A 26225-nucleotide genomic window follows, 5' to 3' on the forward strand; every position below is an offset into this window, starting at 1 on the left:
CACGACACTGGAGAGGAAACGCGGCCACGACCGGTCGTCGTCCCGGGCGCAGGCGAATGCCGCACCGGCGGTGGATAGCCGATAGCGAGCGGATTTGGCAAAGCCCGGCGGAAGAAGCGCCCTCGAGCCGGCTCTGGACCGGCCATCCGGTGCGGCTTCGTTTTCGGCATGGCACTCCTGCATGCAAGGCTTCCCTTTTTTCGCCTTTGGCCTTGCGCCGCGCTTTTCAGCCCGGCGCGAAATGCTCTAGAAGCGCATGGCGGCAGAGCTTTGCCGGCCCAAGTTGGACCTGATGTCGAAATCCTTGAATCGCCGTCGATTTTTGAGCCTTGCTGCGACCGGCGCCATCGCGCAGCGGTTTGCCGTCGGCCCTGCGGCGGCGCAGGCCCCGACGACCTGGGCCGGGCTGGTGCAATCGGTCATCGCCGAAGGACAGCGCTTCGATCCCGCGCTCGTGATCGAGGCCGCCCGCGTGCTCTCGCGCCGGCCGATGGTGCCGCTCCTTGCGACCGACCTGCCGGAAGGCTACGCCACCCTGCCCTTCGACCAGTATGTCGGCATCCGGGCGCAGCCCTCCGGCATGATCTGGGCCGGCGAGAATCGCGGCTTCACCGTCGAGCCGCTCCATCGCGGCTACGTCTTCTCCTCGCCGGTCAGCCTGTTCACTGTCGAGGACGAGGTGGTCAGGCGCGTCGCCTTCGACCCCGGCAAGTTCAACTACGGCCGCGTGACGCCGCCGCCGGCAGGGGCCGATCTGCAGTTTTCGGGCTTCCGCGTCTCGGCCGGGCTGGAGCGCCCCTACGAGCTCGCGCTCTTCCAGGGCGCGACCTTCTTCCGCTCGCTGGCCCGCGGCCAGAATTTCGGGGCGCTGGCCCGCGCCCTGATCCTGCGGCCGGGCGAGCAGCGCGGCGAGGAGATCCCGTTCTTCCGCGCCTACTGGATCGAGCGGCCTAGCCCGGCCGCCGGCGTGCTGATCATCCATGCGCTGCTCGATTCCGAGAGCGTCACCGGCGCGGTGCGCATGACGCTGCGCCCCGGCGACGTCACCTTCATCGATGTCGAGATGACACTGTTCGCCCGCGCCAATCTCGACCATGTCGGCTTCGGCTGCGTGATGGGCACTTATCTCTCCGGCCCGCAAAGCCGGCGCAGCTTCGACGATCTGCGCCCAGCGGTGCACGAGGTCTCCGGCGTGCAGATGCTCACCGGCAACGGCGAATGGATCTACCGGCCGCTGAGCAACCCGGCCAACCTCCAGGTCTCGTCCTTCCAGGATTCCAACCCGCGCGGCTTCGGCCTGGTCCAGCGCGAGCGCGATCCCAACGCCTTCATCGACGACGACCAGCGCTTCGAGCTACGGCCCAGCGTCTGGATGGAGCCGCTCGGCGAGTGGGGGCCGGGTTCGGTCCAGCTCATCGAGATTCCCAGCGAATCCGAGCTCAACGACAACATCATCAGCTATTGGCGGCCGCGCCAGCCGATCGTAGCCGGCAGTGAGACGACGATCGCCTATCGCCAGGCCTGGTGCTGGCAGCCGCCGGAACGTCCGCCACTCGCCATCGCCACCCGCCTCCGGCAGGGGCGCGGCTCGCAGGCGCGCCGACGCCGCTTCCTCGTCGATTTCACCGGTGACCGGCTCGGCGATCCCGCCCTCGTCGCCGCGATCCGCGCCAACGTCACGGCGACACCGGGCACGATCCAGAATCTGCGGCTCTGGCCCTATCCGGAGCGCCGGACCATGCGCGTCACCTTCGAGGTCGACCCGGGCAGCGAGACGCTCTCGGAACTGCGCCTGGTGCTCGACGCCGGTGGCCAGCCGGTTTCGGAAACCCTGCTCAATCGGTGGACCTGGTGACCGTGGACGCACTTGCCCGCCCGACCGAGACCGAGGTCGCGACCGGCTATTGCGCCCCGGTCGAGGCGACGCCGCCCGAAAGCCGGCTGGAGATGCCGGTGCAGTCCTTCCGCAGCTGGAAGGCTTCCGAGGGACGCGAGCCGGTGGCTCCGCAAGCCTGGCGTACGCCCTGGCTGGCCAGGGTCTTCGTCTTCGGCGGGGCCTGGGCGCTGACCGCCTACGGCGCCTTTGAAATGTACCATGTCGTGTCGGTCAGCCGCACGACCTTCCTGCAGTACGTGCTGCTCGTCCTCTTCACGGTGAACTTCTCCTGGATCGCGCTCGCCTTCACCAGCGCCATCCTCGGCTTCGTCGCTTTGCTCTTCCGGATGGTGAAGAGCCCGCGCGCCGAGACGCTGACACAGAAGACCGTCGTGGTCATGCCGATCTACAACGAATCGACGGCGCGAACCTTCGCTGCGGTGGCGGCGATCCGGGAATCGATCGAGGCGACCGGCCTGGGCGCCCATTTCGACTATTTCATCGTCTCCGACACCACCAATCCCGACATCTGGGTGGCTGAGGAACGCGCCTTCCTCGCCCTGCGCCAGCGGCTCGGTGCCGATGCGCGGATCTACTATCGCCACCGGCCGAAGAACCATCACCGCAAGGCCGGCAACATCGCCGACTTCGTCGCGCGCTGGGGCGGGCACTACCCCCACATGGTCGTGCTCGACGCCGACAGCCTGATGACCGGCACCTGCATCGTGCGCCTCGCCGCTGCGATGGAGGCCGATCCCGACGCCGGCATCATCCAGTCGCTGCCGCTGATCATCAACCGCAACACCTTCTTCGCGCGCCTGCAGCAGTTCGCGGCGCGGGTCTACGGGCCAGTGATTGCGACGGGTCTGGCGATCTGGTCCGGCCGGGACGGCAATTACTGGGGCCACAACGCGATCATCCGCACCAAGGCCTTCGCCGACCATTGCGGCCTGCCCGACCTCAAGGGCAAGCCGCCCTTCGGCGGCCATGTCCTCAGCCACGACTTTGTCGAGGCCGCGCTCATGCGCAGGGCCGGCTGGTCGGTCTACATGCTGCCCGACCTGACGGGATCCTATGAGGAGAGCCCCCCCTCGCTGATCGACATCGCCACGCGTGACCGGCGCTGGTGCCAGGGCAATCTGCAGCATTCGCGGATCATCGGCGCCAAGGGCCTCAAGCTGTCGACCCGCCAGCACTTCGCCACCGGGATGATGGCCTATCTCGCCTCGCCCTTCTGGCTGATGCAGCTCGTGGTCGGCATCCTGATCGTGCTGCAGGTCAACTACGCCAGGCCCGAATACTTCACCGAGGAGTTCAGGCTCTTCCCGGTCTGGCCGCGCTTCGACCCCGAGCGCGCGCTCAACCTGTTCGGGCTGACCATGGCGATCCTGCTGGCGCCGAAGCTGTTCGGGCTCTTGCTGACGCTGTTCGACGGCAAGCTGCGGCGCGCCTGCGGCGGTGGTATCCGGCTCGTCCTCTCGGCCTTCCTGGAGATCCTGTTCTCGGCCTTCTTCGCGCCGATCATGATGGTGATCCAGTCCGGCTCGGTCTTCCAGATCCTGGTCGGGCGCGACACCGGCTGGAATCCGCAGCGCCGCGACGACGGCTCGATCCCCTTCAAGGACATCGTCCGCCGGCACCGTGCCCACGCCCTGCTCGGCCTGGTCGCCGGCCTCTCGGCCTTCATGATCGCGACCACGCTGTTCGCCTGGATGTCGCCCACCATCGTCGGTCTCGTGCTGGCGATCCCGCTCTCCTGGGCCTCCGGCCATCTCGCGCTCGGCCTCTGGCTGAAGCGGTGGGGGTTGTTGATGACCCCCGAGGAAGGCGACCCGCCGGCGATCGCGCTCCGCGCCAACGCACTGCAGGCCGAATTCGCGCAGGCCGGCTTCGACGATGCCGACGGGCTCACTGTACTCCATGCCGATCCGATGCTGCGCGCGACCCACGAAGCCATGCTGCCGCAGGTCCAGCCGCGCCGGCGCGGTGAGATCGAGCCCGATCGGGCCGTGGCGCAAGCCAAGCTGGTCGATGCCGAGACGATCGCGGACGCCGCGATCTGGCTGAAGCCGAAGGAGCGCATGGTCGTGCTGCACGACCGCGCCTTGCTCGGCCTGCTGGCGAACCTGCCCGAAGGCCCGGCTCATGCCGGGGCGGAGCCGGTCGGCCGCTGAGTTGCCGGGCGATCGCCGGCTCCGCGGCGCGCCACGGTTTCTATCGGGACATCGTTCGTTCGAAGGATTTTCGGCTCGCACCGATCCGGCAAGCTTCTCTTCGTCATCTAACGAGGAGAAGGTCATGCGGCGTCGCCAGTTTCTTTTAGGCCTGATCGGAATCGTCGCGGGCGGCGCTACGCTGGCCGTATCGCCACCCGTCCAGGCCGCAGCCAGCCCGCTCGATCTCGACCGGGCCCTGGCAGCGGCTCCCCAAGCCGACGCCGAGTACTCGCTGCTGGTCGGGCGATTGACGCATCGCCGGCGGGCGGGCGGCTGGTGGCGCCAACGCGTGGCCAGAGCCCGGGCCTGGGGGCGCAGAGGGCGGCCGGGCCGGCGCTGAGCCGCCCCGAGCCTGGAAGAGCTGCCCCTGCTCAGCCCAGCTCGAAGACGATGGCGCAGCCGAACGCCGCGCTCGCCGGAACGACGAGCCGGCCCCCCTCGCGGCGGCAGGCGATGCCATGCTCGGCGAGCCGCGTCCGGACGGTGTCGAGATCCGGCACCGTGACTGCGAAACCGGCGAAGCGGGGCTGATCCCGCCGGCTTTCATCGTCGAGCATCGCCGCGGCCGCTGGCGGCGTCAGCACCTCGAGGCGCCCGCGCGGCAGTGGCAGGCGCAGGCCCGCTTCCGGCGTCGCCAAGCTCTCGGCACCCGAGAAGGCGCTGAGGAAATCCGTCTGCGCGGCCGGCTCCCGCGTTACCAGGAACACGGCGGAAAGCCCGCTCGCGCCATTGTCGTGCTGCTGGAACGCCGGATTCCAGAAATTCTGCGGCTCGTGCTGCTGGCACAGGAAGAAGCCGCATTCCGGCGCGGCCGGATTGTCGGCGAAGGCGAGCGAAAACGCGACGCGGACCTCGCTGCCGTCAGGGCGGCGCGCCTGCCGCTCGAAGAAGAAAGGTTCGAAATCGCCGATTCCCGCAGTACGGAAGCCTTCGGCGTCGCCGGTCGAATCGCGGCTTTCCAGCACCAGCATCGACATGCCCTCGCCCCGCGCCAGACCGTCGCGCACGAAGGCGCCGAAGGAGAAACTCCGCGACGCATGCGGCGGAATCAGCGTGGCGTCGCCGACCGTGATCAATTCGAGGAAGGCGCCCGGGAACTGGACGATCCGGTTCTCGGTGCCCCAGGGGTGGCGGTTGCGCGCGCCGACGCGGAAACCGAGCTTCTCATAGAAGGCGCCGGCGGCATCGAGATCGGCGACGCCGATGACGAGATGATCGAGGCCGCGCGTTTCTGAAGGCATGGTCATGGGCAAGCCGTAGCGTTGGCGCTACGGCTCGATGAAATGCGGCACGAAGCGCGAGGTGTTCTTGGTGATCGGAGTCGTATCCTCGCGGACCCCCAGCCCGCAAGGCTGCGAGGCGACGAGCCAGGAGCCGAGCACCGGATAGTTGCCGTCGAAGTTCGGCAGCATCGCGGTCGCCTGCAGGATGAAACCCTCGGCGCCATAGGGGCCGTCGTCGCTGTCGCGCACCGCACCGCCCTCGACCAGCGTCACATTGGCGCCCTCGCGCGAATAGAGCGGCTTGCGGACATGGTTGGCGCCGAGCTCCGCACAGCGCGGATCGTCCTCGAAAAACGCCGGCAGCAGATTGGGATGGCCGGGCGCCATCTCCCAGAGATAGGGCAACAGCCCCTTGCTGGAGACCAGCGCCTTCCAGGGCGGCTCGACGAACTGGCAGCGCGAGCCGGCGAGCGCCGAGGCATACTGCTCCCGGAACAGCCACTCCCAGGGGTAGAGCTTGAACAGCATCTCGATCGGCAGGCTGGCGCCGTCGCAAAAGCGCCCGTCGGCGAGCAGGCCGAGTTCCTCGATGAAGGTGAAGCGGGCGTCGATCCCGGCCTGGCTGGCGCAGTCGATCAGGTAGTCGACCGTGCCCTTGTCCTCGACGCTGCCCTGCACGCAGGTGAAATGCATGCGCTCCGGTCTGGGGCTGCGCAGGTCGCCGAAGGCGGCGATCAGGCGCTCGTGCAGCGAGTTGAACTGGTCGCAGCCGCGCGAGATCGCCCCACGTGCCATCGCCTGCTCGAGCCAGTCCCATTGCACGACGGACGCCTCGAACAGCGAGGTCGGCGTGTCGGCGTTGTATTCGAGCAGCTTGGCGGGGCCCTTGCCGTCATAGGCGAGGTCGAGGCGCCCGTAGAGATTGCGGTCGCCGCGCTGCCAGCTGTCGCGGATCAGGCCCCACTGCGCTTCCGGGACGGCGAGACGGCGCAGGATCTCCTCATCCTTGAGCGCGCGCTCGACGAAGGCGAAGCACAGCCCTTCGATCTCGCTGCTCGGCGCCTCGATATCCTCCTCGATCTGCTTCAGCGAGAAGGCGTAGGCGACGCTCTCGTCCCAGTAAGTCTCGCCGTCGAGCGTGTGATAGGCGAAGCCGAGGCGCTCGACCTCGCCCTGCCAATCCTTGCGTGGCGCGACGCGAAGCCTTTGCATGGTCAGGACGACGATGAGGAGGAATAGGAGCGCGAGGACGAGCCGAAGCCGCCGCGCGAGGCGACGCTGGGCGTGCTCGCCATCCCTGTCGAGGAGATGTTGCGGGCGACCATCGCCTGGCCCGCGGTCGTCGTATAGGCGCGCGAACGGCTGCTGCTGCCACCATAATAGCCGCCTGACGACGATGAAGACGACGAACTGCGGGCCGGCTGCTCGCATTCCGGCCGGCCGGAGCCGGGCTGGCGGGTGCCGGGTGGGCAGGCCGAACTGGTCGGTGGCAGCAGAGCCTGGGCCGCGCCACCGCCTGACATGAACTGGCGCGCCAGCATGATCCCCGCCAGCGCCGGGATGAAGACCTGGGCATTGTTCCAGGTCGCGCTCTGGCAGCCGCTGGCGCCGAACTCCTGCTCGCAGGAGGCGCTGCTGGTGAACTTCTTGGCCTCGCGCAGATGATTGGCCGAGGCCTCGTTGAAACGCTGCTCGCACTGGCTGGCGCTGAGCTGGTTGGCGGCCCGGCACTCGGCGACGTTGTTGTAGACCAGCGAATCGTCGGTCTCGCCGCCGGAGAGCGACCAATAGGTCGCGACCAGCACCACGCCCGCAGCGGCAAGCCCGATCTGGGTCGAGCGCTTCATCGGCCCCTCCTACAAGGTCATGCTGGCGGCGGCGAGCGTGCCGCTGATGACGGCGATCACCGCCAGCATCGCCGCCGAGGGAATCCGGTCTTCCTCGATCTTGCGCGACAAGTCGGGGATGACGATGCGGGCGAAGCCATAGGCGCCGAACTGGACGACCATGGCGATCACCGCCCAGATTACCAGATCGGGGATGCTCGCGGCCTGCTCGATCGCCGTCTCCAGCGGCACCGAGAAGCCGATCAGGTTGCCCCCGAAGGCGATCGCGGCGGAGAGGTTGCCACCCCGGATCAGCGCGATCTCGTCATGGGCGGTCAGCCGCATATAGACCGCGGCGAAGCCGGCGATCAGCGCAAAGCCGACGCAGAAATAGAGGATGAATGCCGGCAACCCGGCCATCGAGATCGTCATGCTGCCGCCCCTTGCATGCCATGATGGTCAAGGCGGACACTATACGTCAGCGGCGCCGCTGCGCCAGACTGTCGCGGCTTGTGCTGTGGGCACGCGAACGACGTCACGGAGAACCCCATGAAGGAGAGACATGCCCGATGCTCTTGCGGGGCTCTGAGCCTGATCTGCCGCGGCGATCCGGCGCTGGTCTCGCTCTGCCATTGCCGCGAATGCCAGCGCCGCACCGGCAGCACCTACGGCATCGCCGCCTTCTTTCCGCGCTCGCAGGTCGAGATCAGTGGCGAAGCCACGGCTTATCGCCGCGAAGCCGACAGCGGCTTCGAGGTCACGCAGCACTTCTGCCCGCATTGCGGCAGCACGGTCTACTGGGAGCCCTTGCGCAAGCCGGAGATGATCGCGGTCGCGGTCGGCGCCTTCGCCGACCCGGATTTTCCGGCGCCCGGCAAGCAGGTCTACGCCCAGCACCGCCACCCTTGGGTCGCGGTGCCGGCCGACTAGAACATTTTCGAGCGAAGTGGATACCGATTCGCCTGAAGAAAATGCGATAAAACAAAGAGATAGAGCATTTCCGCGATTCGGAGAAACGCGGAAATGCTCTAGATCGTAGGGTCAGACCAGGCGGCTCTGCACCACCGCCGCTTCGATGAAGCTGGCGAACAGCGGATGCGGCTCGAACGGGCGTGACTTCAGCTCGGGATGGTACTGCACGCCGATGAACCAGGGATGGTCGGGATATTCGACCGTCTCGGGCAGCAGCCCATCGGGCGAGACGCCGCTGAAGCGCAGGCCCTTGGCCTCGAGCATCTCGCGATAGCCCATATTGACCTCGTAGCGGTGGCGATGCCGCTCCGAAATCTCGGTCGAGCCGTAGATCTGCGCGATCTTGGTGTCGGCCGAGAGCTTCGACTGATAGGCGCCGAGCCGCATTGTTCCGCCGAGATCGCCGCCGGAGAAGCGCTTCTCCAGATCGTTGCCGCGCATCCATTCGGTCATCAGGCCGACGACGGGCTGTTCGGTCGGGCCGAACTCGGTCGAATTGGCGTCCTTAACGCCGGCGAGCGAACGCGCAGCCTCGATCACCGCCATCTGCATGCCGAAGCAGATGCCGAAATAGGGCACCTTGCGCTGCCTGGCGAAGCTCGCCGCCTTGATCTTGCCCTCGGCGCCGCGATGGCCGAAGCCGCCGGGGACGAGGATGCCGTGGACATGCTCGAGGAAGGGCGCCGGGTCCTCCTTCTCGAACACCTCGGATTCGATCCAGTCGAGATTGACCTTGACCCGGTTGGCGATGCCACCATGGGTCAGCGCCTCGATCAGCGACTTATAGGCATCCTTCATCCCGGTGTACTTGCCGACGATGGCGATCGTGACCTCGCCTTCCGGGTTCTTGATCCGCTCGGAAATGCGCCGCCAGTTGCTGATGTCTGGAGCGGTCTTGTCTTCAATGCCGAACGCCGCCAGCACCTCGGTGTCGAGCCCCTCCGCATGGTATGACAGCGGCACGTCGTAGATCGAGGCGACGTCGCGCGCCTCGATCACAGCCGTCTCGCGGACATTGCAGAACAGTGCGAGCTTGCGCCGCTCCTCCACTGGGATCTCGCGATCGGTGCGGCAGAGCAGGATGTCGGGCTGGATGCCGATCGAGCGCAGCTCGGCGACCGAATGCTGCGTCGGCTTGGTCTTCAATTCGCCGGCGGTCGGGATATAGGGCAGCAGCGTCAGGTGCACGAAGATGCACTGGCCGCGCGGCAATTGCTGGCCGGTCTGGCGGATGGCCTCCAGGAAGGGCAGGCTCTCGATGTCGCCGACCGTGCCGCCGATCTCGACCAGCACGAAATCGTAGCCGTCATTGCCAGAGAGGACGAATTCCTTGATCGCGTTGGTGACGTGCGGAATCACCTGGATGGTGGCGCCGAGATAGTCGCCCCGGCGCTCGCGCGTCAGGATGTCCATGTAGATGCGACCGGTGGTGATGTTGTCGCCCTTGTTGCAGGGCCGGCCGGTGAAGCGCTCGTAATGGCCGAGGTCGAGATCGGTCTCGGCGCCGTCATCGGTGACGAAGACCTCGCCATGCTGATACGGGCTCATCGTGCCCGGATCGACGTTGAGGTAGGGGTCGAGCTTGCGCAGGCGGACCGTATGGCCACGCGCCTGCAGGAGAGCAGCCAGAGCCGCCGCCGCCAGGCCTTTGCCGAGCGAGGACACCACGCCGCCGGTGATAAAAACATACCGCGTCATGGGAGGTGACCTTTAACGCCTTGAGTTCGATTCGCTAAGCGGCTCGGTGCAGACCGATCCTGCGCCTTACGCTTGTCCACAAAAGAGAAGGGCCGGTTTCCCGGCCCCTGCCCTAGTTCCGTCCCGGTCACCGCGTCGGTGTTCCCGGTTGCGGCGGTTGCGATCCGCCTTGGTTCTGCATCTGCCGGAGCTGGTCGAGCACCCCGCCGGCATTCGGCGCCGAAGGCCCGCTCGGGGCGGCCGGAGCGGTCGTGCCGGCCGGAGCCGGGGCGCCGTCGATGATCGAGCGCTGCGTACGACCATGCGTCGCCATGATCGCGAGCGCGATCGAGGTCATGAAGAACAGGCCGGCGAGAATCGCCGTGGCCCGGGTCAGCGCATTGGCCTGGCCGCGGCCGGTCATGAAGCCGCCGACGCCGCCGCCACCGCCCGAGCCCATGCCGAGGCCGCCGCCTTCCGAACGCTGGAGCAGCACGACGCCGACCAGCGCGATCACGATCAGCAGGTGAATGACGATGAGGACGTTTTGCATGGCTCACGAAATGGGTATGGCGCGGGCGCCTGCCAAGATGGCGGCATCCCGCGGGTCGGCGCTGGCCATAGCATGGGCTTTCCGCCCATGCCACCCGCGATTTTGATGCAGCGGTCGATCAGGCGCAGGCGCGTGCGATCGCCAGGAAGTCGTCGGCCTTGAGGCTGGCGCCGCCGACGAGCGCGCCGTCGACATTGGCGACGTTCATCAGCTCGGCCGCATTGCTCGGCTTGACCGAGCCGCCATAGAGCAGCCTGACGCCGGCCGCTGTCGCCTTGCCGAGGATGCGCCCGAGCTCGGCCCGGATCGCCTCATGCATCTCGGCGACATCGGCCGCGGTCGGGGTCAAGCCCGTGCCGATCGCCCAGACCGGCTCGTAAGCGACGACCAGCGAAGCTGCCGTCGCGTCTTCGGGCACCGAGCCGCGCAGCTGCTTCTTCACGATCGCCAGCGCCTTGCCGGCCTCGCGCTCGTCCTTGGTCTCGCCGACGCAGACGATCGGCGTCAGCCCCGCCGCCAGTGCCGCCTCGGCCTTGGCCTTCACCTGCGCATTGCTCTCGCCATGCAGCGTGCGGCGCTCGGAATGGCCGACGATCACATAGGTCGCGCCGGCATCGACCAGCATCGGCGCCGAGACCTCGCCGGTATAGGCGCCGCTCGCATGGGCGCTGCAATCCTGTCCGCCGGTCGCGATGCGCGAGCCGATCAGCGAAGCCGTCAGCGTGAACAGCAGCGTCGCCGGTGGGCAGACCGCGAGGTCGACAGCGCGCCGCAAGGTGGCGTCGGCGCCCTTCGCCACCTCGGCTGCGATGGCGAGGTCCGCCTTCAGCCCGTTCATCTTCCAGTTGCCCGCCACCAGCGGCTTGATCGTTCGCGTCACGGCTGCTCTCCAAATCTTGTCCGTTCGGCTCTAGCAATGCAGCCCCTCGATCGCAATCGAGCCGGTTCGCAGCGATTGCCCGAAGGCGTCGCTCTTCCTATAAGCGGCGCGCAGCGGCACGGCCGCGAGAAGATTGGGAAGACAAGACCATGATGATGCAGGGCATCCGCAAGGCGGGGCAGAGCTTGATCGGCAAGCTCATCATCGCCGTGATGTTCGGCTTCCTGATCATCTCCTTCGCGGTCTGGGGCATCGGCGACATTTTCCGCGGCTATGGCCGCAATGCGGTTGCCGTCGTCGGCAAGACCGAGATCGGCCTCGAGCAGGTGCGCACCGCCTATCAGAACGAAATCCAGCAGTTGCAGCGCCAGCAGCGCCGCCAGATCAGCCCCGATCTGGCGCGGGCGCTCGGCCTCGACCAGCGCGTGCTCTCGCGCCTCGTCACTGACGCGACGCTGGACCAGACCGCGACGAAAATGGGCCTCGCCGTCTCCGACGAGACGGTGCGCAACATCCTGTTCAATGATCCGAACCTGAAGAACGCCGCCGGCCAGTTCGATCCGGCCCGCTTCAACGAGCTGCTGCGCACGATCGGAATGAACGAGCAGCAATTCGTGCGCGAACAGCGCTCCGCGACGATGCGCCAGGAGCTCGCCGAAATGGTGGTCGGTGCCGTCACGGCCCCGGTCGCGCTGCAGGAACTCGGTCATCGCCTGCGCCATGAGCAGCGCGAGATCGGCTACATCACCCTGCCCGACAGCGCCGCCGGCGAGATCGCCGCGCCCGCCGAGGAGGCGCTGCGCAAGTATTTCGACGAGCGCAAGGCCGCCTTCCGCGCCCCCGAATACCGCACCGCCAATGTGCTCGTGCTGACGGCCGCCAACCTCGCCGACCCCAGCAAGGTCAGCGAGGCCGACGCCCGCGCCCGCTACGAGCAGATCAAGACGCAGCGCTTCGGCTCGGCCGAGCGCCGCACCCTGCAGCAGATCGGCTTCCCCTCCATCGAGGAGGCCAAGGCGGCCAAGGCCAGGATCGATGCCGGCGAGACCTTCGAGGCGATCGGCGCCAGCCGCAATGTCGCCGAAGCCGATCTGACGCTCGGCACCTTCGCCCGCGAAGGCCTGTTCGACCCGGCCGTGCGCGACGCCGCGTTCGCGCTGGCGCAGGGCGCGGTCAGCGAGCCCGTGCAGGGCGGCTTCGGCGTCGTGCTGTTGCGCGTGCCGACGATCGAGGCGGCTCGGCTCAAGAGCTTCGAGGAGGTCGCTGACGAGGTCCGCCGCGATGTCGCAACGAGCCGCGCCGGCGAGCAGATGACCGAGCTGCACGACAAGATCGAGGATCAGCGCGCCTCGGCCAAGCCCCTGCCCGAGATCGCCAAGGAATTCGGCCTCGCCCTGCGGACTTTCGGCCCGGCCGATTCCAGCCTCGGCAAGGCCGATGGCACGCAGGAGACCGCCCTCCCCGGCGGCGACGCGACACAGCAGGCGATCTTCCGCACCGATATCGGCGTCGACAACGAGGCGGTGCGCCTGCCGGGCAATGGCGGCTATGCCTGGTTCGAAGTGACCAAGATCGATCCGCCGCGCGAGCGCAGCTTCGATGAGGTCAAGGCCGAGGTCGAGAAGCAATGGCGCGCCGACGAGGTCGCCTCCCGTCTCTCGGCAAAGGCACGCGAGATCGTGCAGAAGCTCGACGCCGGCGAGAAGCTCGACGCGATCGCCTTCGCCCAGGGGCTCGCCTACGAGGATCTTACACTCGGCCGCCAGGACCAGAGCGTGGCCCTGCCCCGCAACGTCGTCTCGCTGGTCTTCGGCACGCCCGCGGGCAAGGCCGGCTCGGCCGCGGTCGACAATGCCGGCCGTGTCGTCTTCCAGGTCAAGGCGGCGACGGTCAGCCCCTATGCCCGCACCACCGAGGATGCCGAGAATTTCGTGCGCCTGCTGGCTTCGAGCATCAGCGAGGACCTGCTCGCCCAATATGTCGGCAAGCTGCAGAACGATCTCGGAGTCCAGGTCAACCAGGCGGCGCTGCGCAACGCCACCGGCGGCCAGAACTGAAGCCTGCCGAATGGATCCGGCCGCCGACTTCGCCCGCTTCGCCGCCGCCTACGCGGTCGGCGAGCCGCAATTGCTGACGCTGTCGCTGGTCGGCGATTGCGAGACGCCGGTCGCCGCCTTCCTGAAGCTGCGTCACGCTTACAAGGGGCCGGCCTTCCTGCTGGAATCGGTCGAGGGCGGCGCCGTGCGTGGCCGCTATTCGATGATCGGGCTCGACCCCGACCTGATCTGGCGCTGCCAGCGTGGTGAGGCCTCGCTCTGCCGCCCTGCACTGGGCGAGGATTTTGTCGCGGATCCACGCCCGGCTTTCGACTCGCTGCGCGCACTACTCGCCGAGAGCGCGATTCCCGACCGCGATGGCCTGCCGCCGATGGCTGCCGGCGTCTTCGGCTATCTCGGCTACGACATGGTGCGCCTGATGGAGCGCCTGCCGGAGCCGAAGGCGACTGGGCCGGACGTTCCCGACGCCATCCTGACGCGGCCGACGCTGATGGTCGTGTTCGATTCGATCCGCGACGAGATCACGGTGGTGACGCCGGTGCGGCCCCAGGCCGGCATCCCGGCTCGCGCCGCCCATGAGCGGGCGCAGGAGCGGCTCGACGCGGTGGTGCGGGCCCTCGAAGGGCCCCTGCCCGCCGAGGCCGGCATCGACATCGCCGCGATCCCGCATCCGGAATCGACCTCGAACACCAGCGAGGCCGAGTTCCACGCCATAGTGGCGCGGGCGCAGGAATATGTCCGCGCCGGGGATGTCTTCCAGGTCGTGCTCTCGCAGCGCTTCGAGGCGCCGTTCGAATTGCCGCCCTTCGCGCTCTACCGCGCCCTGCGGCGGATCAATCCCGCCCCCTTCCTCTGCTATCTCGATTTCGAAGCCTTCCAGATCGTCTGCTCCAGCCCCGAGATCCTGGTCCGCCTGCGCGACGGCAAGGTCACGATCCGGCCGATCGCCGGCACACGGCCGCGCGGCGCGACACCGGCAGCCGACGAAGCTCTCGCCGGCGAATTGCTGGCCGATCCGAAGGAGCGGGCCGAGCATCTGATGCTGCTCGATCTCGGCCGCAACGATGTCGGCCGGGTCGCGGAGATCGGCAGCGTCACCGTCACCGATTCCTTCTTCATCGAGCGCTACAGCCAGGTGATGCACATCGTCTCGAACGTCGAGGGGCGGATCTCCGGCGAGCACGATGCGCTCTCGGCGCTGGCCGCCGGCTTCCCGGCCGGCACGGTCTCCGGTGCCCCGAAAGTGCGCGCCATGGAGATCATCGACGAGCTCGAAAAGGACAAGCGCGGCGCCTATGGCGGCTGCATCGGCTATTTCGGCGCCAATGGCGAGATGGACACCTGCATCGTCCTGCGCACCGCGGTCGTCCAGGACGGCCGCATGCAGGTCCAGGCCGGCGCCGGCATCGTCTACGATTCGAACCCGGCCTCCGAACAGCTCGAATGCATCAACAAGGCGAAAGCCCTGTTCAAGGCTGCCGAGGAAGCCGTCCGCTTCGCCGCGCGCAGCCGGCGGGGGCAGTGATCCGGCGCGCCTTTTCGCATGCGCAGGTCCCGGAGGCGCATGCGGCGCGCTCACTTGCGCGCCGCGTTTTCGCCCGCGCATATTGCCGGTAGTCGAGAGCGCCGCTCCCTAGCCTCAGGGTTGCTTCGGACGGCAACTCAACAATCACGACCGGCCCTGCCCGCTGGCGCAGATGCTTGCAGCGGATCAACCAGGGTTCGGCGACAAATGGAGAGGAAACCATGCGTTTGCGCGCAACCATGATCGGCAGCAGCCTTGCCCTGGCGCTTCTGGCCGGGACGGCCGCCTTGGCACAGCAGTCCCAGAAGGTGACGGTGGCCGTCACCGCGATCGTCGAGCATCCGGCGCTCGACGCCGCCCGCGACGGCGTCAAGAAGGCGCTGGAGGAGGCTGGCTACAAGGACGGGGCCAACCTGACCTTCCGCTATGAATCGGCGCAGGGCTCCCCGGCGACCGCGGCGCAGATCGCCCAGAAATTCGCCGGCGAGAACCCGAACGTCATCGTCGCGATCGCAACGCCCTCCGCCCAGGCGGTGGTGACGGCGACGCAGACGATCCCGGTGGTCTTCACCGCCGTGACCGACCCGGTCGCCGCCCAGATCGTCAAGGACAAGCAGGCGCCGGGCGGCAATGTCACCGGCATCTCCGACTTCTCGCCGCTGGAAGCCCAGTTCGACCTGATCAAGGAGCTGGTCCCCGCCGCCAAGAAGGTCGGCGTGGTCTACAATCCCGGCGAGGCCAACAGCGTCGCCCTCCTCAACGCCGTCAAGGCGCTGGCACCGGCCCGCAGCCTCCAGATCCTCGAGGCCTCGGCCGGCCGCACCGCCGATGTCTCCGCCGCAGCGCAGAGCCTGGTCGGCAAGGTCGACGCGATCTACCTGCCCACCGACAATACGATCATCTCGGCCCTCGGCACGGTCCTGAACGTCGGCACCGACAACAAGCTGCCGGTCTTCACCGGCGACACCGAGTCGGTGCAGAAGGGCTCGGTCGCCTCGATCGGCTTCGACTATTTCCAGGTCGGACTGGAGACGGGCGCGGTCGTGGCGCGCGTGCTCAAGGGCGAAAAGCCCGGCACAATCCCGGTCAAGAACGCCAGCGGCAGCAACCTCGTCATCAACGCCAAGGCAGCCGCCGCCATGGGCGTGACGATCCCGGCTGCCGTACAGGCCCGCGCCAAGCAGGTGATCAACTGATCCGGCGCGGCGGCGTCTTACGCCGCCGCTCTCTCGGCCGCCTACCCCTTCCAGGCCAGAACAAGCAGGGCGACCGATGAGTCTCATCGCTACCCTGGGCGCCATCGAGATCGGACTGGTGTTCGCTCTCGTGGCGCTCGGCGTCTACATCACCTTCCGCGTCCTCGACTTTCCCGACCTGACGGTCGACGGCACCTTGCCGCTCGGCGCCGCCGTCGCGGCAGCGATGATTGCGGGCGGGGTCAATCCCATCTTCGCCACGCTGGCGGCGATCGTCGCCGGCTGCCTCGCCGGCACCGTCACCGCCTGGCTCAACATCCGCTTCGCGATCCTGCATCTGCTCGCCGGCATCCTGACGATGACGGCGCTGTTCTCGATCAACCTGCGGGTGATGGGCGTGCCCAACATCCCGCTGATGAATCGGCCGACGGTGATCGACTTCTTCGCCTGGCTGAATCCGCTCGTCGCCGCCATGGGCATGCCCGCCCGCCCGACATTGCGCGTGCTCGCCCTGTTGATCATCGTCACCGTGATCGCCGCCCTGCTCGCCCGCTTCCTGAAGACCGAGTTCGGGCTCGCCATGCGCGCGACCGGGGCCAACCCGCGCATGGCGCGGGCGCAGGGCATCCGCACCGACATGTACATCTATGTCGGCGTCGCCCTCTCGAACGGCCTCGTTGCCTTGGCCGGCGCGCTGTTCGCGCAGACGGCGGGCTTCGCCGATGTCAGCATCGGCACCGGCACCATCATCGCCGGCCTCGCCGCCGTGATCCTGGGTGAGACCATCTTCCGCACGAGGTCGATCGTCGTGGCGGTGTTCTCCTGCCTGATCGGCGCCATCGCCTACCGCCTCGCCATCGCGCTTGCGCTGAATGCCGGCTGGCTCGGCCTGCGTGCCTCCGATCTCAACCTCGTCACGGCGGTGCTGGTCGGCATCGCCCTGATGCTGCCTGGTGTCGCCAATCCGCTGCGCGACCTGTTCAAGCGGAGCGCGCCATGATCAGCGTCCGGGACGTCCATGTCACCTTCGGGCGCGGCACGCCGCTGGAGAACCGGGCGCTGCGCGGGCTCGACCTGACGGTGTCGGATGGTGAGTTCATCACCGTCATCGGCTCGAACGGCGCTGGCAAGTCGACGCTGCTCAATGTCCTCAGCGGCGATGCCCGGGCCGAGCGCGGCACGGTCGAGGTCGACGGCATCGACGTAACGCGTTGGCCGACGCCGAAACGGGCCGGCCTGATCGCCCGCGTCTTCCAGGACCCGATGGCCGGCACTTGCGAGCGCCTGACGATCGAGGAGAACATGGCGCTGGCCCAGGCGCGTGGCCGTGTCCGCGGCCTCGGTCCGGCGCTCGACAGATCGCGCCGGTCCGTGTTCCGCGACAAGCTGGCGATGCTGGGCCTCGGATTGGAAGACCGCCTTGGCGATTCGATGGGGCTCCTGTCCGGCGGGCAGCGCCAGGCGGTCAGCCTGCTGATGTCGACGCTGGCGGGAACCAAGACCCTGCTGCTCGACGAGCATACCGCCGCCCTCGACCCGCGCACCGCCGCCTTCGTCCTCGACCTGACCCGGCGCATCGTCGAGGAGCAGAAGCTCACCGCCCTGATGGTCACCCATTCGATGCGCGATGCGCTCGACCATGGCAGCCGCACGGTCATGCTGCACGAAGGCAAGGTCGCCTTCGACATCGCCGGCGAACGCCGCAAGACGATGGACGTGCCGGACTTGCTGAACCTGTTCAAGCAGGTGCGCGGCGAGGAACTCGCCGACGACAGCCTGCTGCTGAGCTGAGCCTGCTAGGCCCGGATCCTGACGTTACGGGCCAGGAAATCGATGAACGCCCGCATCCGCGCCGGCACGAAGCCGCCCTGCCCGAGATAGACGGCGTGGATCACCTCGATGTCGCCGGCGTTGAAATCCTCCAGCACCGTGACGAGCCGCCCCGCGGCGATCTCGGCCGCGGTATGGAAGCGCCCGAGCCGCGCGAGGCCGATGCCAGCGACGGCGAGCTGGCGCGCCGTTTCGCCATCTCCGACCATCGTATTGCCGACCGCGGCGATCGAGATCAGCTCGCCACCGACGCGAAACGGCCAGCCTTCGACCGAGCGGGCGAAATTGAAGCCGATCAGATTGTGCTTCTCGAGCTCGGTCGGCGTCTTCGGCTCGCCATGGCGAGCGAGATAGTCCGGCGACGCGACCACCGCGACGCCGCTCTCGCCGATCTTGCGCGCCATCAATTGATTGCCGCGCAACGGGCCGGGCCCGACGCGGATCGCGATGTCGGCCCGCTCCTCGATCAGGTCGACGACCTGGTCGGTCAGGACGAGATCGATGGAGAGTTCGGGATGCTCGGCGAGGAAGGCCGGCACCAGAGGCAGCAGCACCTGATTACCGAAGGCGACATTGACGTTGACGCGCACCCGCCCACGCGGGGCGCGGCCGGCCGCCGCCTCGCATTCCGCCTCGGCGATATCCGAGAGGATGGTGATGCAGCGCTGGTGGAAGGCTTGTCCCTCCGCCGTGAGCTGAAGCTTGCGTGTCGAGCGGTTGACCAGCCTCGCGCCGAGCCGGGCCTCCAGCCTAGTGACCAGCTTGCTGACGGCGGACGGCGTCATGCCGAAGCTCTTGGCGGCGGCGGAGAAGCCGCCGCGCTCGACCACTGCCGAGAACACTTCCATCTCGCCGGAGCGGTTGCTGAGCAGAGCGGCCATGATGAACTCAAATCACAAGTGATGTTACGGGCGGCATTCTAGTTCAGCCCGCTGCATTGCACCATCTGATCGGGATCGTTCCCTTGCGCCCTGCGCGGAGCTTCCCATGCCCATTGCCGTCTACGCCCTCACCGCCGGAGCCTTCGGCATCGGCACCACAGAATTCGTCATCATGGGCCTGCTCTTGCAGGTCGCGACCGATCTCGGCGTCTCCGTCTCGATGGCCGGTCTCCTGATCTCCGGCTATGCGCTCGGCGTCTTCGTCGGCGCGCCGATCCTGACGCTGGCCACGCGCACGCTGCCGCGCAAGCAGGTGCTGATCCTGCTGATGGCGATCTTCACCCTCGGCAACATCGCCTGTGCGATCGCCCCGAGCTACGGGCTGCTGATGGTAGCGCGCATCATCACCTCGCTGGCGCACGGCACTTTCTTCGGCGTCGGCTCGGTCGTGGCGACGAGTCTCGTCCCCGAGGACAAGAAGGCCTCGGCCATCGCCGTGATGTTCACCGGCCTCACCATCGCGACCCTGCTCGGCGTCCCCGCCGGCGCCTGGCTCGGCCTGCATTTCGGCTGGCGCGCCACGTTCTGGACCATCGCCGCGATCGGCGTCATCGCCATGCTGGTGCTCGCCCGCCTAGTTCCGGCCGACAAGGGCAAGGTCGAGGTCGCGCCGTTGCGCCAGGAACTCGCCGTGCTGGGCGAACCGCAAGTACTGCTCGGCCTCGCCATGACCGTGCTCGGCTTCGGCGGCGTCTTCGCAGTCTTCACCTATATCCAGCCGATCCTGGTCGAGATCACCGGCTTCTCGCAGGAAGCCGTCTCGCCGATCCTGCTGCTCTTCGGCCTCGGCCTGATCGTCGGCAACATGCTCGGCGGCAAGTTCGCCGACCGCAACCTGCCAGTCGCACTGCTCGCGACCACGGCGACGCTCGCCATCGTGCTTTTCGCCATGACGGCGACCCTGCGCTCGCCCATCGCGGTCACGATCTTCGTCGGCTTGATCGGCGCCGCCGCCTTCGCCACTGTCGCGCCCTTGCAGATGCGCGTGCTCGACAAGGCCGGGCCTGCCGGGCGCAATCTCGCCTCCAGCCTCAACATCGCCGCCTTCAACCTCGGCAATGCCTTCGGCGCCTGGCTCGGCGGCGTCACCATCGACCATGGGCCGGGGCTCGCTGCCGTGACCTGGGTCGCAGCCCTGGTGCCACTGGCGAGCCTGGTGCTGGCCGTGATCAGCCTGCGCCTCGACAAGCGCGAGCGAGTGGCGCTGCAGACCGCCCCCGTTTCCTGCCCATAGTCATAAATATCAACGGCTTCGCAGAAGGAACTCGACCATGGACTACAGATATCTCGGCCGCTCCGGCCTGAAGGTCCCCGCGCTCAGCTTCGGTGCCGGCACCTTCGGCGGCCAGGGCCCGCTCTTCAGCGCCTGGGGCACCAGCGATGCCAAGGAGGCCACCCGCCTCGTCGACATCTGCCTCGAGGCCGGCGTCAACCTGTTCGACACCGCCGATGTCTATTCGAGCGGCGCCTCCGAAGAGGTCTTGGGCGCCACGATCAAGGGCCGGCGCGACAAGGTCCTGATCTCGACCAAGATGACCCTGCCGATGGGCGACGGCCCGAACGATGCCGGCTCCTCGCGCAGCCGATTGATCGACGGCACGGAGGCCGCGCTGCGCCGGCTCGGCACCGACCATATCGACCTGCTCCAGCTCCATGCCTTCGATGCCTTCACCCCGATCGAGGAGGTTCTGTCGACGCTCGACGCGCTGGTCCGCGCCGGCAAGATCCGCCAGGTCGGCGTCTCCAATTTCGCCGGCTGGCAATTGATGAAGTCGCTCGCGCTTGCCGAGAAGCACGGCTTCCCGCGCTATGTCGCGCATCAGGTCTATTATTCGCTGGTCGGCCGCGACTACGAGTTCGACCTGATGCCGCTTGGCCTCGACCAGGGCGTCGGCGCTCTGGTCTGGAGCCCGCTCGGCTGGGGCCGCCTCACGGGCAAGATCAGGCGCGGCCAGAAGCTGCCCGAAGGCAGCCGCCTGCATCAGACCGCAGATTTCGGCCCGCCGGTCGATGATGAGAAGCTCTACGCCATCGTCGATGTGCTCGACGCGCTCGCCAAGGAAACCGGCAGAACCGTGCCGCAAATCGCGATCAACTGGTTGCTGCAGCGTCCCACGGTCGCGTCGGTGATCATCGGTGCTCGCAACGAGACCCAATTGCGCGACAATCTCGGCGCCGTCGGCTGGGCGCTGACGCAAGAGCAGACCGCCCGGCTCGACAAGGCCAGCGCAACGGTTCCGCCCTACCCGGCCTTCCCCTATCATCGCCAGGAGGGCTTCGCCCGGCTCAATCCGCCGGTCGTCTAGCAACTCCAATTCTCTCTAGGTCATCCCGGACGCAGCGAAGCGGAGATCCGGGACCCATGCCGGAGCCTTCCCAAAAAAGAGGTTCCGGAATGCGTCCCGGGTCTCCCTTCGGTCGCCCGGGACGACTTGGTTTGAAGGAAGCTCGAAGCGGCTTGATTTTTTCTGCCCGGCCCTGTCGGCTGCCGGCCCGGCCGAACGTCCTTGGCCTGAACCGGAGCGCCGCGCATGCACTACGCCATCCTTTGCTATCATTCCGAAGAGGTCGTCATGGCCTGGTCGAAGGAGCAGAACGACGAGGTCATGGGCCGCCTCGAAAAGATCCGCCAGCGCATCGCCAAGGAGGGCAAGCTCGGCCCCGTGGCACGGCTGCTGCCGACTACTGCTGCCACGACGCTGCGCAAGGACAGCGATCCGCCGCTGATCCTCGACGGCCCGTTCGCCGAGACCAAGGAGCAGTTCCTCGGCTTCTACATCGTCGACGTCGCCGATCTCGACGAGGCGCTCGGCATCGCGCGCGAACTCGGCGAGGCCAACCCGGGCGGCGCCTTCGAGGTCCGCCCGCTCGCCGTCTACTATCCGGCCGGCGTCTGATCATGGCCGAGATCGCCTGGATCCATGCGGCGCTCACATCGGCGCGCCCTCAGGCGATCAGCGCCCTGCTGCGCTATTTTCGCGATCTCGACGTCGCCGAGGAGGCCTATCAGGAGGCCTGCCTCAGGGCACTCCGGACTTGGCCGCAGAACGGCCCGCCGCGCGATCCCGCCGCCTGGCTGATCTTCGTCGGCCGCAATGTCGCGCTCGACCAGGTCAGGCGGCAGAAGAAGCAGACAGCTCTGCCGGAGGACAACCAGCTCTCCGATCTCGACGATGCCGAGAGCGAGGTCGCCGAGCGGCTCGATGGGGCGCATTACCGCGACGACATCCTGCGGCTGCTGTTCATCTGCTGCCACCCCGACCTGCCGTCGACGCAGCAGGTCGCGCTTGCCTTGCGCATCGTCTCGGGTCTGACCGTCAAGCAGATCGCCCGCGCCTTCCTCGTCGGCGAAAGCGCGATGGAGCAGCGCATCACCCGCGCCAAGAGCCGGGTTGCTGCCGCCAATGTGCCTTTCGAGACACCCGGCCCGGTCGAGCGTTCCGAACGCCTCGCGGCGGTCGCGGCGATGCTCTACCTCGTCTTCAACGAGGGCTATTCCGCCAGCGGCGCCGAGAGCGACCGCCGTCGTCCCTTCAGCGAGGAGGCGATCCGGCTGACGCGGCTTCTGCTGCGGCTGTTCCAGACCGAGCCCGAGATCATGGGGCTGCTGGCGCTGATGCTGCTCCAGCATGCCCGCTCAGCCGCCAGGCTCGACGCAAGTGGCCAGATCATCCTGCTTGAGGAACAGGACCGCTCGCTCTGGGACCGGGAGATGATCGCCGAGGGCCTCGCTCTGGTCGACAAGGCGATGCGCCACCGCAGGCCCGGCCCCTATCAAGTCCAGGCCGCGATCGCCGGAGTCCATGCCCGCGCTTCCGAACCGCAAGAGACGGACTGGGCGCAGATCGACATCCTCTACGCCACGCTGGAGCATATCCAGCCTTCGCCGGTGATCACGCTCAACCGCGCCGTCGCCATCGCCAAGCTGCGCGGGCCGGCGGCCGCTCTCGCGATGGTCGAACCGCTGGAACAGCAGCTCTCGGGCTATTTCTACTTCTTCGGCTTCAAGGGCTGGCTGCTGATGCAGCTCGGCCGCAGCCGCGAGGCGCGCGCCGCCTTCGACCGCGCCATCGGGCTCGCCGGTTCGGCCAGCGAAGCTGCCCATATCCGCCAGCATATCGACCGGCTGATGCGCGAGAGCGGACAGGTCGCAGCGGGCTGAAGCCGGCGACGGATCGCTGTCAAAAAATCTGCAGGCGCCGTGTCGGCACCGCGCCCGCCCGTTCGTCCTTGGCACAAAGGGGCGACGAGCGGATGGCATCGGCCGAGCCCGGCCTGAGCCGAAAACTCGTCGATGACAACCGCTTGCTTCGGAATCCTGACTTCCAGGATCGGAAGTGGCCATTGCAGCGAGGAGAACGACCATGACGCAGACCACCGTCAGCAAGGAAGACTGGATCGCCGCCCGCAAGGCCCTGCTCGTCAAGGAGAAGGAGCTGACGCGTCGCCGCGATGCGATCGCCGCCGAGCGCCGCGCCTTGCCGCGCATCCGGATCGGGAAGGACTACGTTTTCGACACGCCGGCCGGGAAGCAGACGCTCGCCGAGCTCTTCCGCGGCCGCAGCCAGCTCATCGTCAAGCACTTCATGCTGGCGCCCGGCCAGATCGAAGGCTGCGTCGGCTGCTCCTTCGAGTCCGACCATGTCGACGGGGTGCTCAGGCATCTCGAACGGCACGACGTCGCCTATGTCGCGGTGGCGCGCGCGCCGCTCGCCGAGATCGAGGCCTACAAGCACCGCATGGGCTGGAGCTTCCATTGGGTTTCGTCGCATGGCAGCGACTTCAACTACGATTTCGACGTCTCCTTCACGCCGGAACAGCTTGCGAACAGTGAAGTCTTCTACAATTTCGAGACGATCGGAGCGCCGCTGGAGGACCTCTCCGGCTTCACCGTCTTCGAGAAGGATGCGGACGGGACGATCTACCAGACCTACTCGACCTTCGGGCGCGGCGCCGAAGAGGTGCTCGGCACCTACATGTTCCTCGACATGACGCCGAAAGGCCGCAACGAGACCGGGCCGGGCCGCAATCTGACCGACTGGGTCCGCCCGCACGATCGCTATGACACCCCCGGCAAGACCGACATGACCGGCCGTTGGCGCGAGGAGGCCTCCTGCTGCCACGCCCCGGCGGCGGAATAAGAGCTGCGGAACGGGAGGGCGCGATGATCTGCTGCTCGCTCGGTGCGGTGACGTTGGCAGCCGGCCTGGCACGGCGGCGCCAGCTTGCCCGGCGGCTCGGCGTCGCCCTCCCGCTCCTGTCGATCGCCTTGCTGGGTGCGGCAGGTCTGTTTCTCGGCCAGCACGCCGGCCATTACGCCGAGCGCGCCCGTCTCAACCAGCGCGACCTCCTCGCCGAGGTCCTGGCCGCGCCGCTCTGTAGCGGCGCGCCGCAGTTCGCGCAGCGCGATCAAGCCCTGCGTCCCGAGTGATCGAAACAGGCCAGGCGCGGCCCGAAAAGATTTTCGTTCGTCCTGTCGGATCGCCCAAGGCGCCAGCGTCCTTGCAGCAGATGGGCGAATATCGGCCCCGAAACGCCTGCCAACAGGAGGAAAACATGCTCACCACTATCGCCATCGCCGTGCTCGCCCTTATCGCCGGCCTCCTCATTGTCGCCGCACGCAAGCCCGACGTTTTCGAGGTCAGCCGTTCCGCGACGATCCGGGCGACACCCGAGCGCATCTTCGCTTTGCTCGCGGACTTCCAGGAATGGGGCGTCTGGTCGCCCTATGAGAAGAAGGATCCGGCGATGAAGCGCAGCTTCAGGGGCGCGACCTCCGGCGTCGGCGCCGTCTACGCCTTCGACGGCAACAAGCAGGCCGGCACCGGCGAGCTCGCCATCGTCGAGGTCCAGGCACCGGTAAAGCTCGCCGTCACGCTCGACATGACCCGCCCGATGGCCTGCAGCAACCTGATCACCTTCACGCTCACCCCGAACCAGGGCGGCACGTTGGTGACCTGGCACATGCAGGGCGCCTGCCCGTTCATGGGCAAGCTCATGGGCACGATCTTCAACATGGACCGCATGGTCGGCGGCGATTTCGAGAAGGGCCTCGCCGCGCTCAAGCAGGCGACTGAACGCCCGCAACTGGTTGCTGCCGCGGCCTGACCGCGTCGCATTCGACTGTTCACCCCAGAGAAGCCAAGCAAAGGAGGAAGAGCCATGAGCAACGCAGCAGAACTCGACAAGCCGCAGGCCGCCGACATGTCCGGCTGCATGCCGGCCAAGCCCCAGGCGGAGCATGACTGGCTCCACCAGTTCGTCGGCGAATGGACTTATGAGACCGAGTGCATGATGGGTCCGGACCAGCCGCCGATGAAGGCAAGCGGGACGCAGTCCTACTCTTCCATCGGCGGGCTCTGGCTCGTCGGCGACGGCACCGGCCAGATGCCGGACGGCAGCCCGGCGACGACCCGGATCACGCTCGGCTACGATCCGCTGAAGGAGCGCTATGTCGGCTCCTTCATCGGTTCGATGATGGGCAATCAGTGGATCTACACCGGCACGCGCAGCGCCGATGGCAAAGTGCTGACCCTCGACACCGAAGGCCCGGACTTCACCAAGCCCGGCAAGACGGCGGCCTATCAGGACATCGTCGAGATCAAGAGCCCGGACCATCACGTCCTGTCCTCACGCGGCAAGGGCGAGGATGGCGAGTGGGTCCAGTTCATGACGGCGCATTACCGCCGCGTGAAGTGACGGCTCAGGGCCGACACGGCTGAAGACTTCCGAGGGCGCGGAGCGACCAGCTCCGCGCCCTCGCGCTTGACCGGGGCGCGCGTTCGGGGGCATGTGCAGCCCTGAGAAACTGGGTTGGGGACGGCCTAGAGGCGATGCGCATCCTGCTGATCGACAATTACGACAGCTTCACCTGGAACCTGGTCCACCTGGTCGGCGGGCTCGGGGCAAAGGTCGATGTGCGCCGCAACGACACGCTCTCGGTCGATGAGGCCCTTACCGGCGACCATGATGCGATCGTGCTCTCGCCTGGCCCCTGCACCCCGAACGAAGCTGGCATCTGCCTCGACCTCGTGCGCGATGGCGCGGATAAAAAGCCGATCTTCGGCGTCTGCCTGGGCTTGCAGGCGATCGGCCAGGTCTTCGGCGGCGAGGTCGTGCGTGCGCCGCTGCCGATGCACGGCAAGGTCTCGACCATCACCCACCGGGCCCGCGGCCTGTTCCACGGCATCAACGGCCCGCTCGAGGCGACGCGCTATCACTCGCTGGTCGTCCGGCGCGAGAGCTGCCCGGCTGAACTCTCGATCGAGGCCGAATCCGGCGACGGCATGATCATGGCACTGTCGCATCGCGACCTGCCGGTGCATGGCGTGCAGTTCCATCCCGAGAGCATCGCCTCGGAGCACGGCGCGACGATCCTGCGCAATTTCCTCGATCTCGCCGAGCGATGGTCGCGCCAGAACACCAACGCCGCCCTTTCCGCGACAGCCTGATC

The 26225-nt window shown here is 67.4% G+C and carries 26 protein-coding genes; 18 read left to right on the plus strand and 8 right to left on the minus strand.

Features of this window, described 5'->3' with window-relative positions; all coding sequences use genetic code 11:
• Positions 1 to 322 precede the first annotated feature (322 nt).
• The 3 genes from ASE66_RS27285 to ASE66_RS27295 all read left to right on the plus strand — a co-directional run bounded on the left by ASE66_RS27285 (position 323) and on the right by ASE66_RS27295 (position 4432).
• Positions 323 to 1855: a glucan biosynthesis protein gene (locus ASE66_RS27285; protein WP_244495076.1), complete on the plus strand. Its 1533-nt coding sequence runs from the start codon at positions 323 to 325 to the stop codon at positions 1853 to 1855.
• A gap of 92 nt (positions 1856 to 1947) precedes the next feature.
• On the plus strand, positions 1948 to 4050 hold the full coding sequence (mdoH, locus tag ASE66_RS27290) for a glucans biosynthesis glucosyltransferase MdoH (RefSeq protein WP_057193450.1): 2103 nt from the start codon (positions 1948 to 1950) through the stop codon (positions 4048 to 4050).
• Between the two features lie 124 nt (positions 4051 to 4174).
• The gene (locus tag ASE66_RS27295) at positions 4175 to 4432 is read left to right on the plus strand and encodes a hypothetical protein (protein ID WP_057192842.1); all 258 of its coding nucleotides are present in this window, start codon (positions 4175 to 4177) and stop codon (positions 4430 to 4432) included.
• 31 nt (positions 4433 to 4463) lie between these two features.
• Here the strand turns inward: ASE66_RS27295 and ASE66_RS27300 are convergent, their stop codons facing one another.
• From ASE66_RS27300 to ASE66_RS27315, 4 genes are read right to left on the minus strand one after another with little or no spacing between them, the layout of a single operon-like run.
• A complete protein-coding gene (locus tag ASE66_RS27300) occupies positions 4464 to 5339 on the minus strand; it encodes a VOC family protein (RefSeq protein WP_244495077.1) in 876 nt (291 codons plus the stop codon).
• Positions 5340 to 5360: 21 nt separating this feature from the next.
• Positions 5361 to 6527, minus strand: coding sequence for a glutathionylspermidine synthase family protein (locus ASE66_RS27305; protein WP_057192843.1), 1167 nt, complete (start codon positions 6525 to 6527; stop codon positions 5361 to 5363).
• A gap of 2 nt (positions 6528 to 6529) precedes the next feature.
• Positions 6530 to 7162, minus strand: coding sequence for a DUF1190 domain-containing protein (locus ASE66_RS27310; protein ID WP_057192844.1), 633 nt, complete (start codon positions 7160 to 7162; stop codon positions 6530 to 6532).
• A gap of 9 nt (positions 7163 to 7171) precedes the next feature.
• On the minus strand, positions 7172 to 7573 hold the full coding sequence (locus ASE66_RS27315) for a DUF350 domain-containing protein (RefSeq protein WP_057192845.1): 402 nt from the start codon (positions 7571 to 7573) through the stop codon (positions 7172 to 7174).
• A 117-nt stretch (positions 7574 to 7690) separates the two neighbouring features.
• Between ASE66_RS27315 and ASE66_RS27320 the strand changes: the two genes are divergently transcribed.
• Positions 7691 to 8071: a GFA family protein gene (locus tag ASE66_RS27320; protein WP_057192846.1), complete on the plus strand. Its 381-nt coding sequence runs from the start codon at positions 7691 to 7693 to the stop codon at positions 8069 to 8071.
• Between the two features lie 111 nt (positions 8072 to 8182).
• Here ASE66_RS27320 and ASE66_RS27325 read toward each other — a convergent pair whose 3' ends face one another.
• The 3 genes from ASE66_RS27325 to tpiA all read right to left on the minus strand — a co-directional run bounded on the left by ASE66_RS27325 (position 8183) and on the right by tpiA (position 11223).
• Positions 8183 to 9811: a CTP synthase gene (locus ASE66_RS27325; RefSeq protein ID WP_057192847.1), complete on the minus strand. Its 1629-nt coding sequence runs from the start codon at positions 9809 to 9811 to the stop codon at positions 8183 to 8185.
• A 127-nt stretch (positions 9812 to 9938) separates the two neighbouring features.
• Entirely contained in the window at positions 9939 to 10343 is a 405-nt protein-coding gene (gene secG, locus ASE66_RS27330) for a preprotein translocase subunit SecG (RefSeq protein WP_057192848.1), read from the minus strand.
• A 118-nt stretch (positions 10344 to 10461) separates the two neighbouring features.
• A complete protein-coding gene (gene tpiA, locus ASE66_RS27335; RefSeq protein WP_057192849.1) occupies positions 10462 to 11223 on the minus strand; it encodes a triose-phosphate isomerase in 762 nt (253 codons plus the stop codon).
• Positions 11224 to 11372: 149 nt separating this feature from the next.
• Between tpiA and ASE66_RS27340 the strand changes: the two genes are divergently transcribed.
• The 5 genes from ASE66_RS27340 to ASE66_RS27360 all read left to right on the plus strand — a co-directional run bounded on the left by ASE66_RS27340 (position 11373) and on the right by ASE66_RS27360 (position 17792).
• Positions 11373 to 13280 carry a peptidylprolyl isomerase gene (locus ASE66_RS27340; protein ID WP_057192850.1) on the plus strand — a complete coding sequence of 636 codons (1908 nt, stop codon included), beginning with the start codon at positions 11373 to 11375 and terminating at the stop codon, positions 13278 to 13280.
• A gap of 10 nt (positions 13281 to 13290) precedes the next feature.
• The gene (trpE, locus tag ASE66_RS27345) at positions 13291 to 14805 is read left to right on the plus strand and encodes an anthranilate synthase component I (protein WP_057192851.1); all 1515 of its coding nucleotides are present in this window, start codon (positions 13291 to 13293) and stop codon (positions 14803 to 14805) included.
• 221 nt (positions 14806 to 15026) lie between these two features.
• The gene (locus ASE66_RS27350; protein WP_057192852.1) at positions 15027 to 16001 is read left to right on the plus strand and encodes an ABC transporter substrate-binding protein; all 975 of its coding nucleotides are present in this window, start codon (positions 15027 to 15029) and stop codon (positions 15999 to 16001) included.
• Between the two features lie 76 nt (positions 16002 to 16077).
• The gene (locus ASE66_RS27355) at positions 16078 to 17001 is read left to right on the plus strand and encodes an ABC transporter permease (protein WP_057192853.1); all 924 of its coding nucleotides are present in this window, start codon (positions 16078 to 16080) and stop codon (positions 16999 to 17001) included.
• Complete coding sequence (locus tag ASE66_RS27360) at positions 16998 to 17792, plus strand: ABC transporter ATP-binding protein (RefSeq protein WP_057192854.1); 795 nt, start codon at positions 16998 to 17000, stop codon at positions 17790 to 17792. The genes ASE66_RS27355 and ASE66_RS27360 overlap by 4 nt, the downstream gene beginning before the upstream one ends.
• 5 nt (positions 17793 to 17797) lie before the next feature.
• Here the strand turns inward: ASE66_RS27360 and ASE66_RS27365 are convergent, their stop codons facing one another.
• A complete protein-coding gene (locus ASE66_RS27365) occupies positions 17798 to 18712 on the minus strand; it encodes a LysR family transcriptional regulator (RefSeq protein WP_057192855.1) in 915 nt (304 codons plus the stop codon).
• 106 nt (positions 18713 to 18818) lie between these two features.
• Between ASE66_RS27365 and ASE66_RS27370 the strand changes: the two genes are divergently transcribed.
• The 9 genes from ASE66_RS27370 (at position 18819) to ASE66_RS27410 (ending at position 26223) form a co-directional block, all read left to right on the plus strand.
• Positions 18819 to 20006, plus strand: a complete 1188-nt coding sequence (locus ASE66_RS27370) for an MFS transporter (RefSeq protein ID WP_057192856.1) — start codon at positions 18819 to 18821, stop codon at positions 20004 to 20006.
• 37 nt (positions 20007 to 20043) lie between these two features.
• On the plus strand, positions 20044 to 21078 hold the full coding sequence (locus ASE66_RS27375) for an aldo/keto reductase (protein ID WP_057192857.1): 1035 nt from the start codon (positions 20044 to 20046) through the stop codon (positions 21076 to 21078).
• Between the two features lie 225 nt (positions 21079 to 21303).
• Positions 21304 to 21669, plus strand: coding sequence for a YciI family protein (locus ASE66_RS27380; protein ID WP_057192858.1), 366 nt, complete (start codon positions 21304 to 21306; stop codon positions 21667 to 21669).
• Positions 21670 to 21671: 2 nt separating this feature from the next.
• Positions 21672 to 22934, plus strand: coding sequence for an RNA polymerase sigma factor (locus ASE66_RS27385; protein WP_057192859.1), 1263 nt, complete (start codon positions 21672 to 21674; stop codon positions 22932 to 22934).
• Between the two features lie 202 nt (positions 22935 to 23136).
• Entirely contained in the window at positions 23137 to 23913 is a 777-nt protein-coding gene (locus tag ASE66_RS27390) for a DUF899 domain-containing protein (protein ID WP_057192860.1), read from the plus strand.
• Between the two features lie 23 nt (positions 23914 to 23936).
• Positions 23937 to 24203, plus strand: a complete 267-nt coding sequence (locus ASE66_RS27395; protein WP_057192861.1) for a hypothetical protein — start codon at positions 23937 to 23939, stop codon at positions 24201 to 24203.
• 125 nt (positions 24204 to 24328) lie between these two features.
• Entirely contained in the window at positions 24329 to 24880 is a 552-nt protein-coding gene (locus ASE66_RS27400) for an SRPBCC family protein (RefSeq protein ID WP_057192862.1), read from the plus strand.
• Between the two features lie 54 nt (positions 24881 to 24934).
• On the plus strand, positions 24935 to 25471 hold the full coding sequence (locus tag ASE66_RS27405) for a DUF1579 domain-containing protein (protein ID WP_244495078.1): 537 nt from the start codon (positions 24935 to 24937) through the stop codon (positions 25469 to 25471).
• Between the two features lie 134 nt (positions 25472 to 25605).
• Positions 25606 to 26223 (plus strand): anthranilate synthase component II, encoded by a 618-nt coding sequence (locus tag ASE66_RS27410; protein WP_057192863.1) that lies wholly within the window; start codon positions 25606 to 25608, stop codon positions 26221 to 26223.
• The last annotated feature ends 2 nt before the right edge of the window (positions 26224 to 26225 follow it).

The sequence above is a fragment of the Allobosea sp. Root483D1 genome (assembly GCF_001429505.1).
In the GTDB taxonomy this organism is placed as follows: domain Bacteria; phylum Pseudomonadota; class Alphaproteobacteria; order Rhizobiales; family Beijerinckiaceae; genus Allobosea.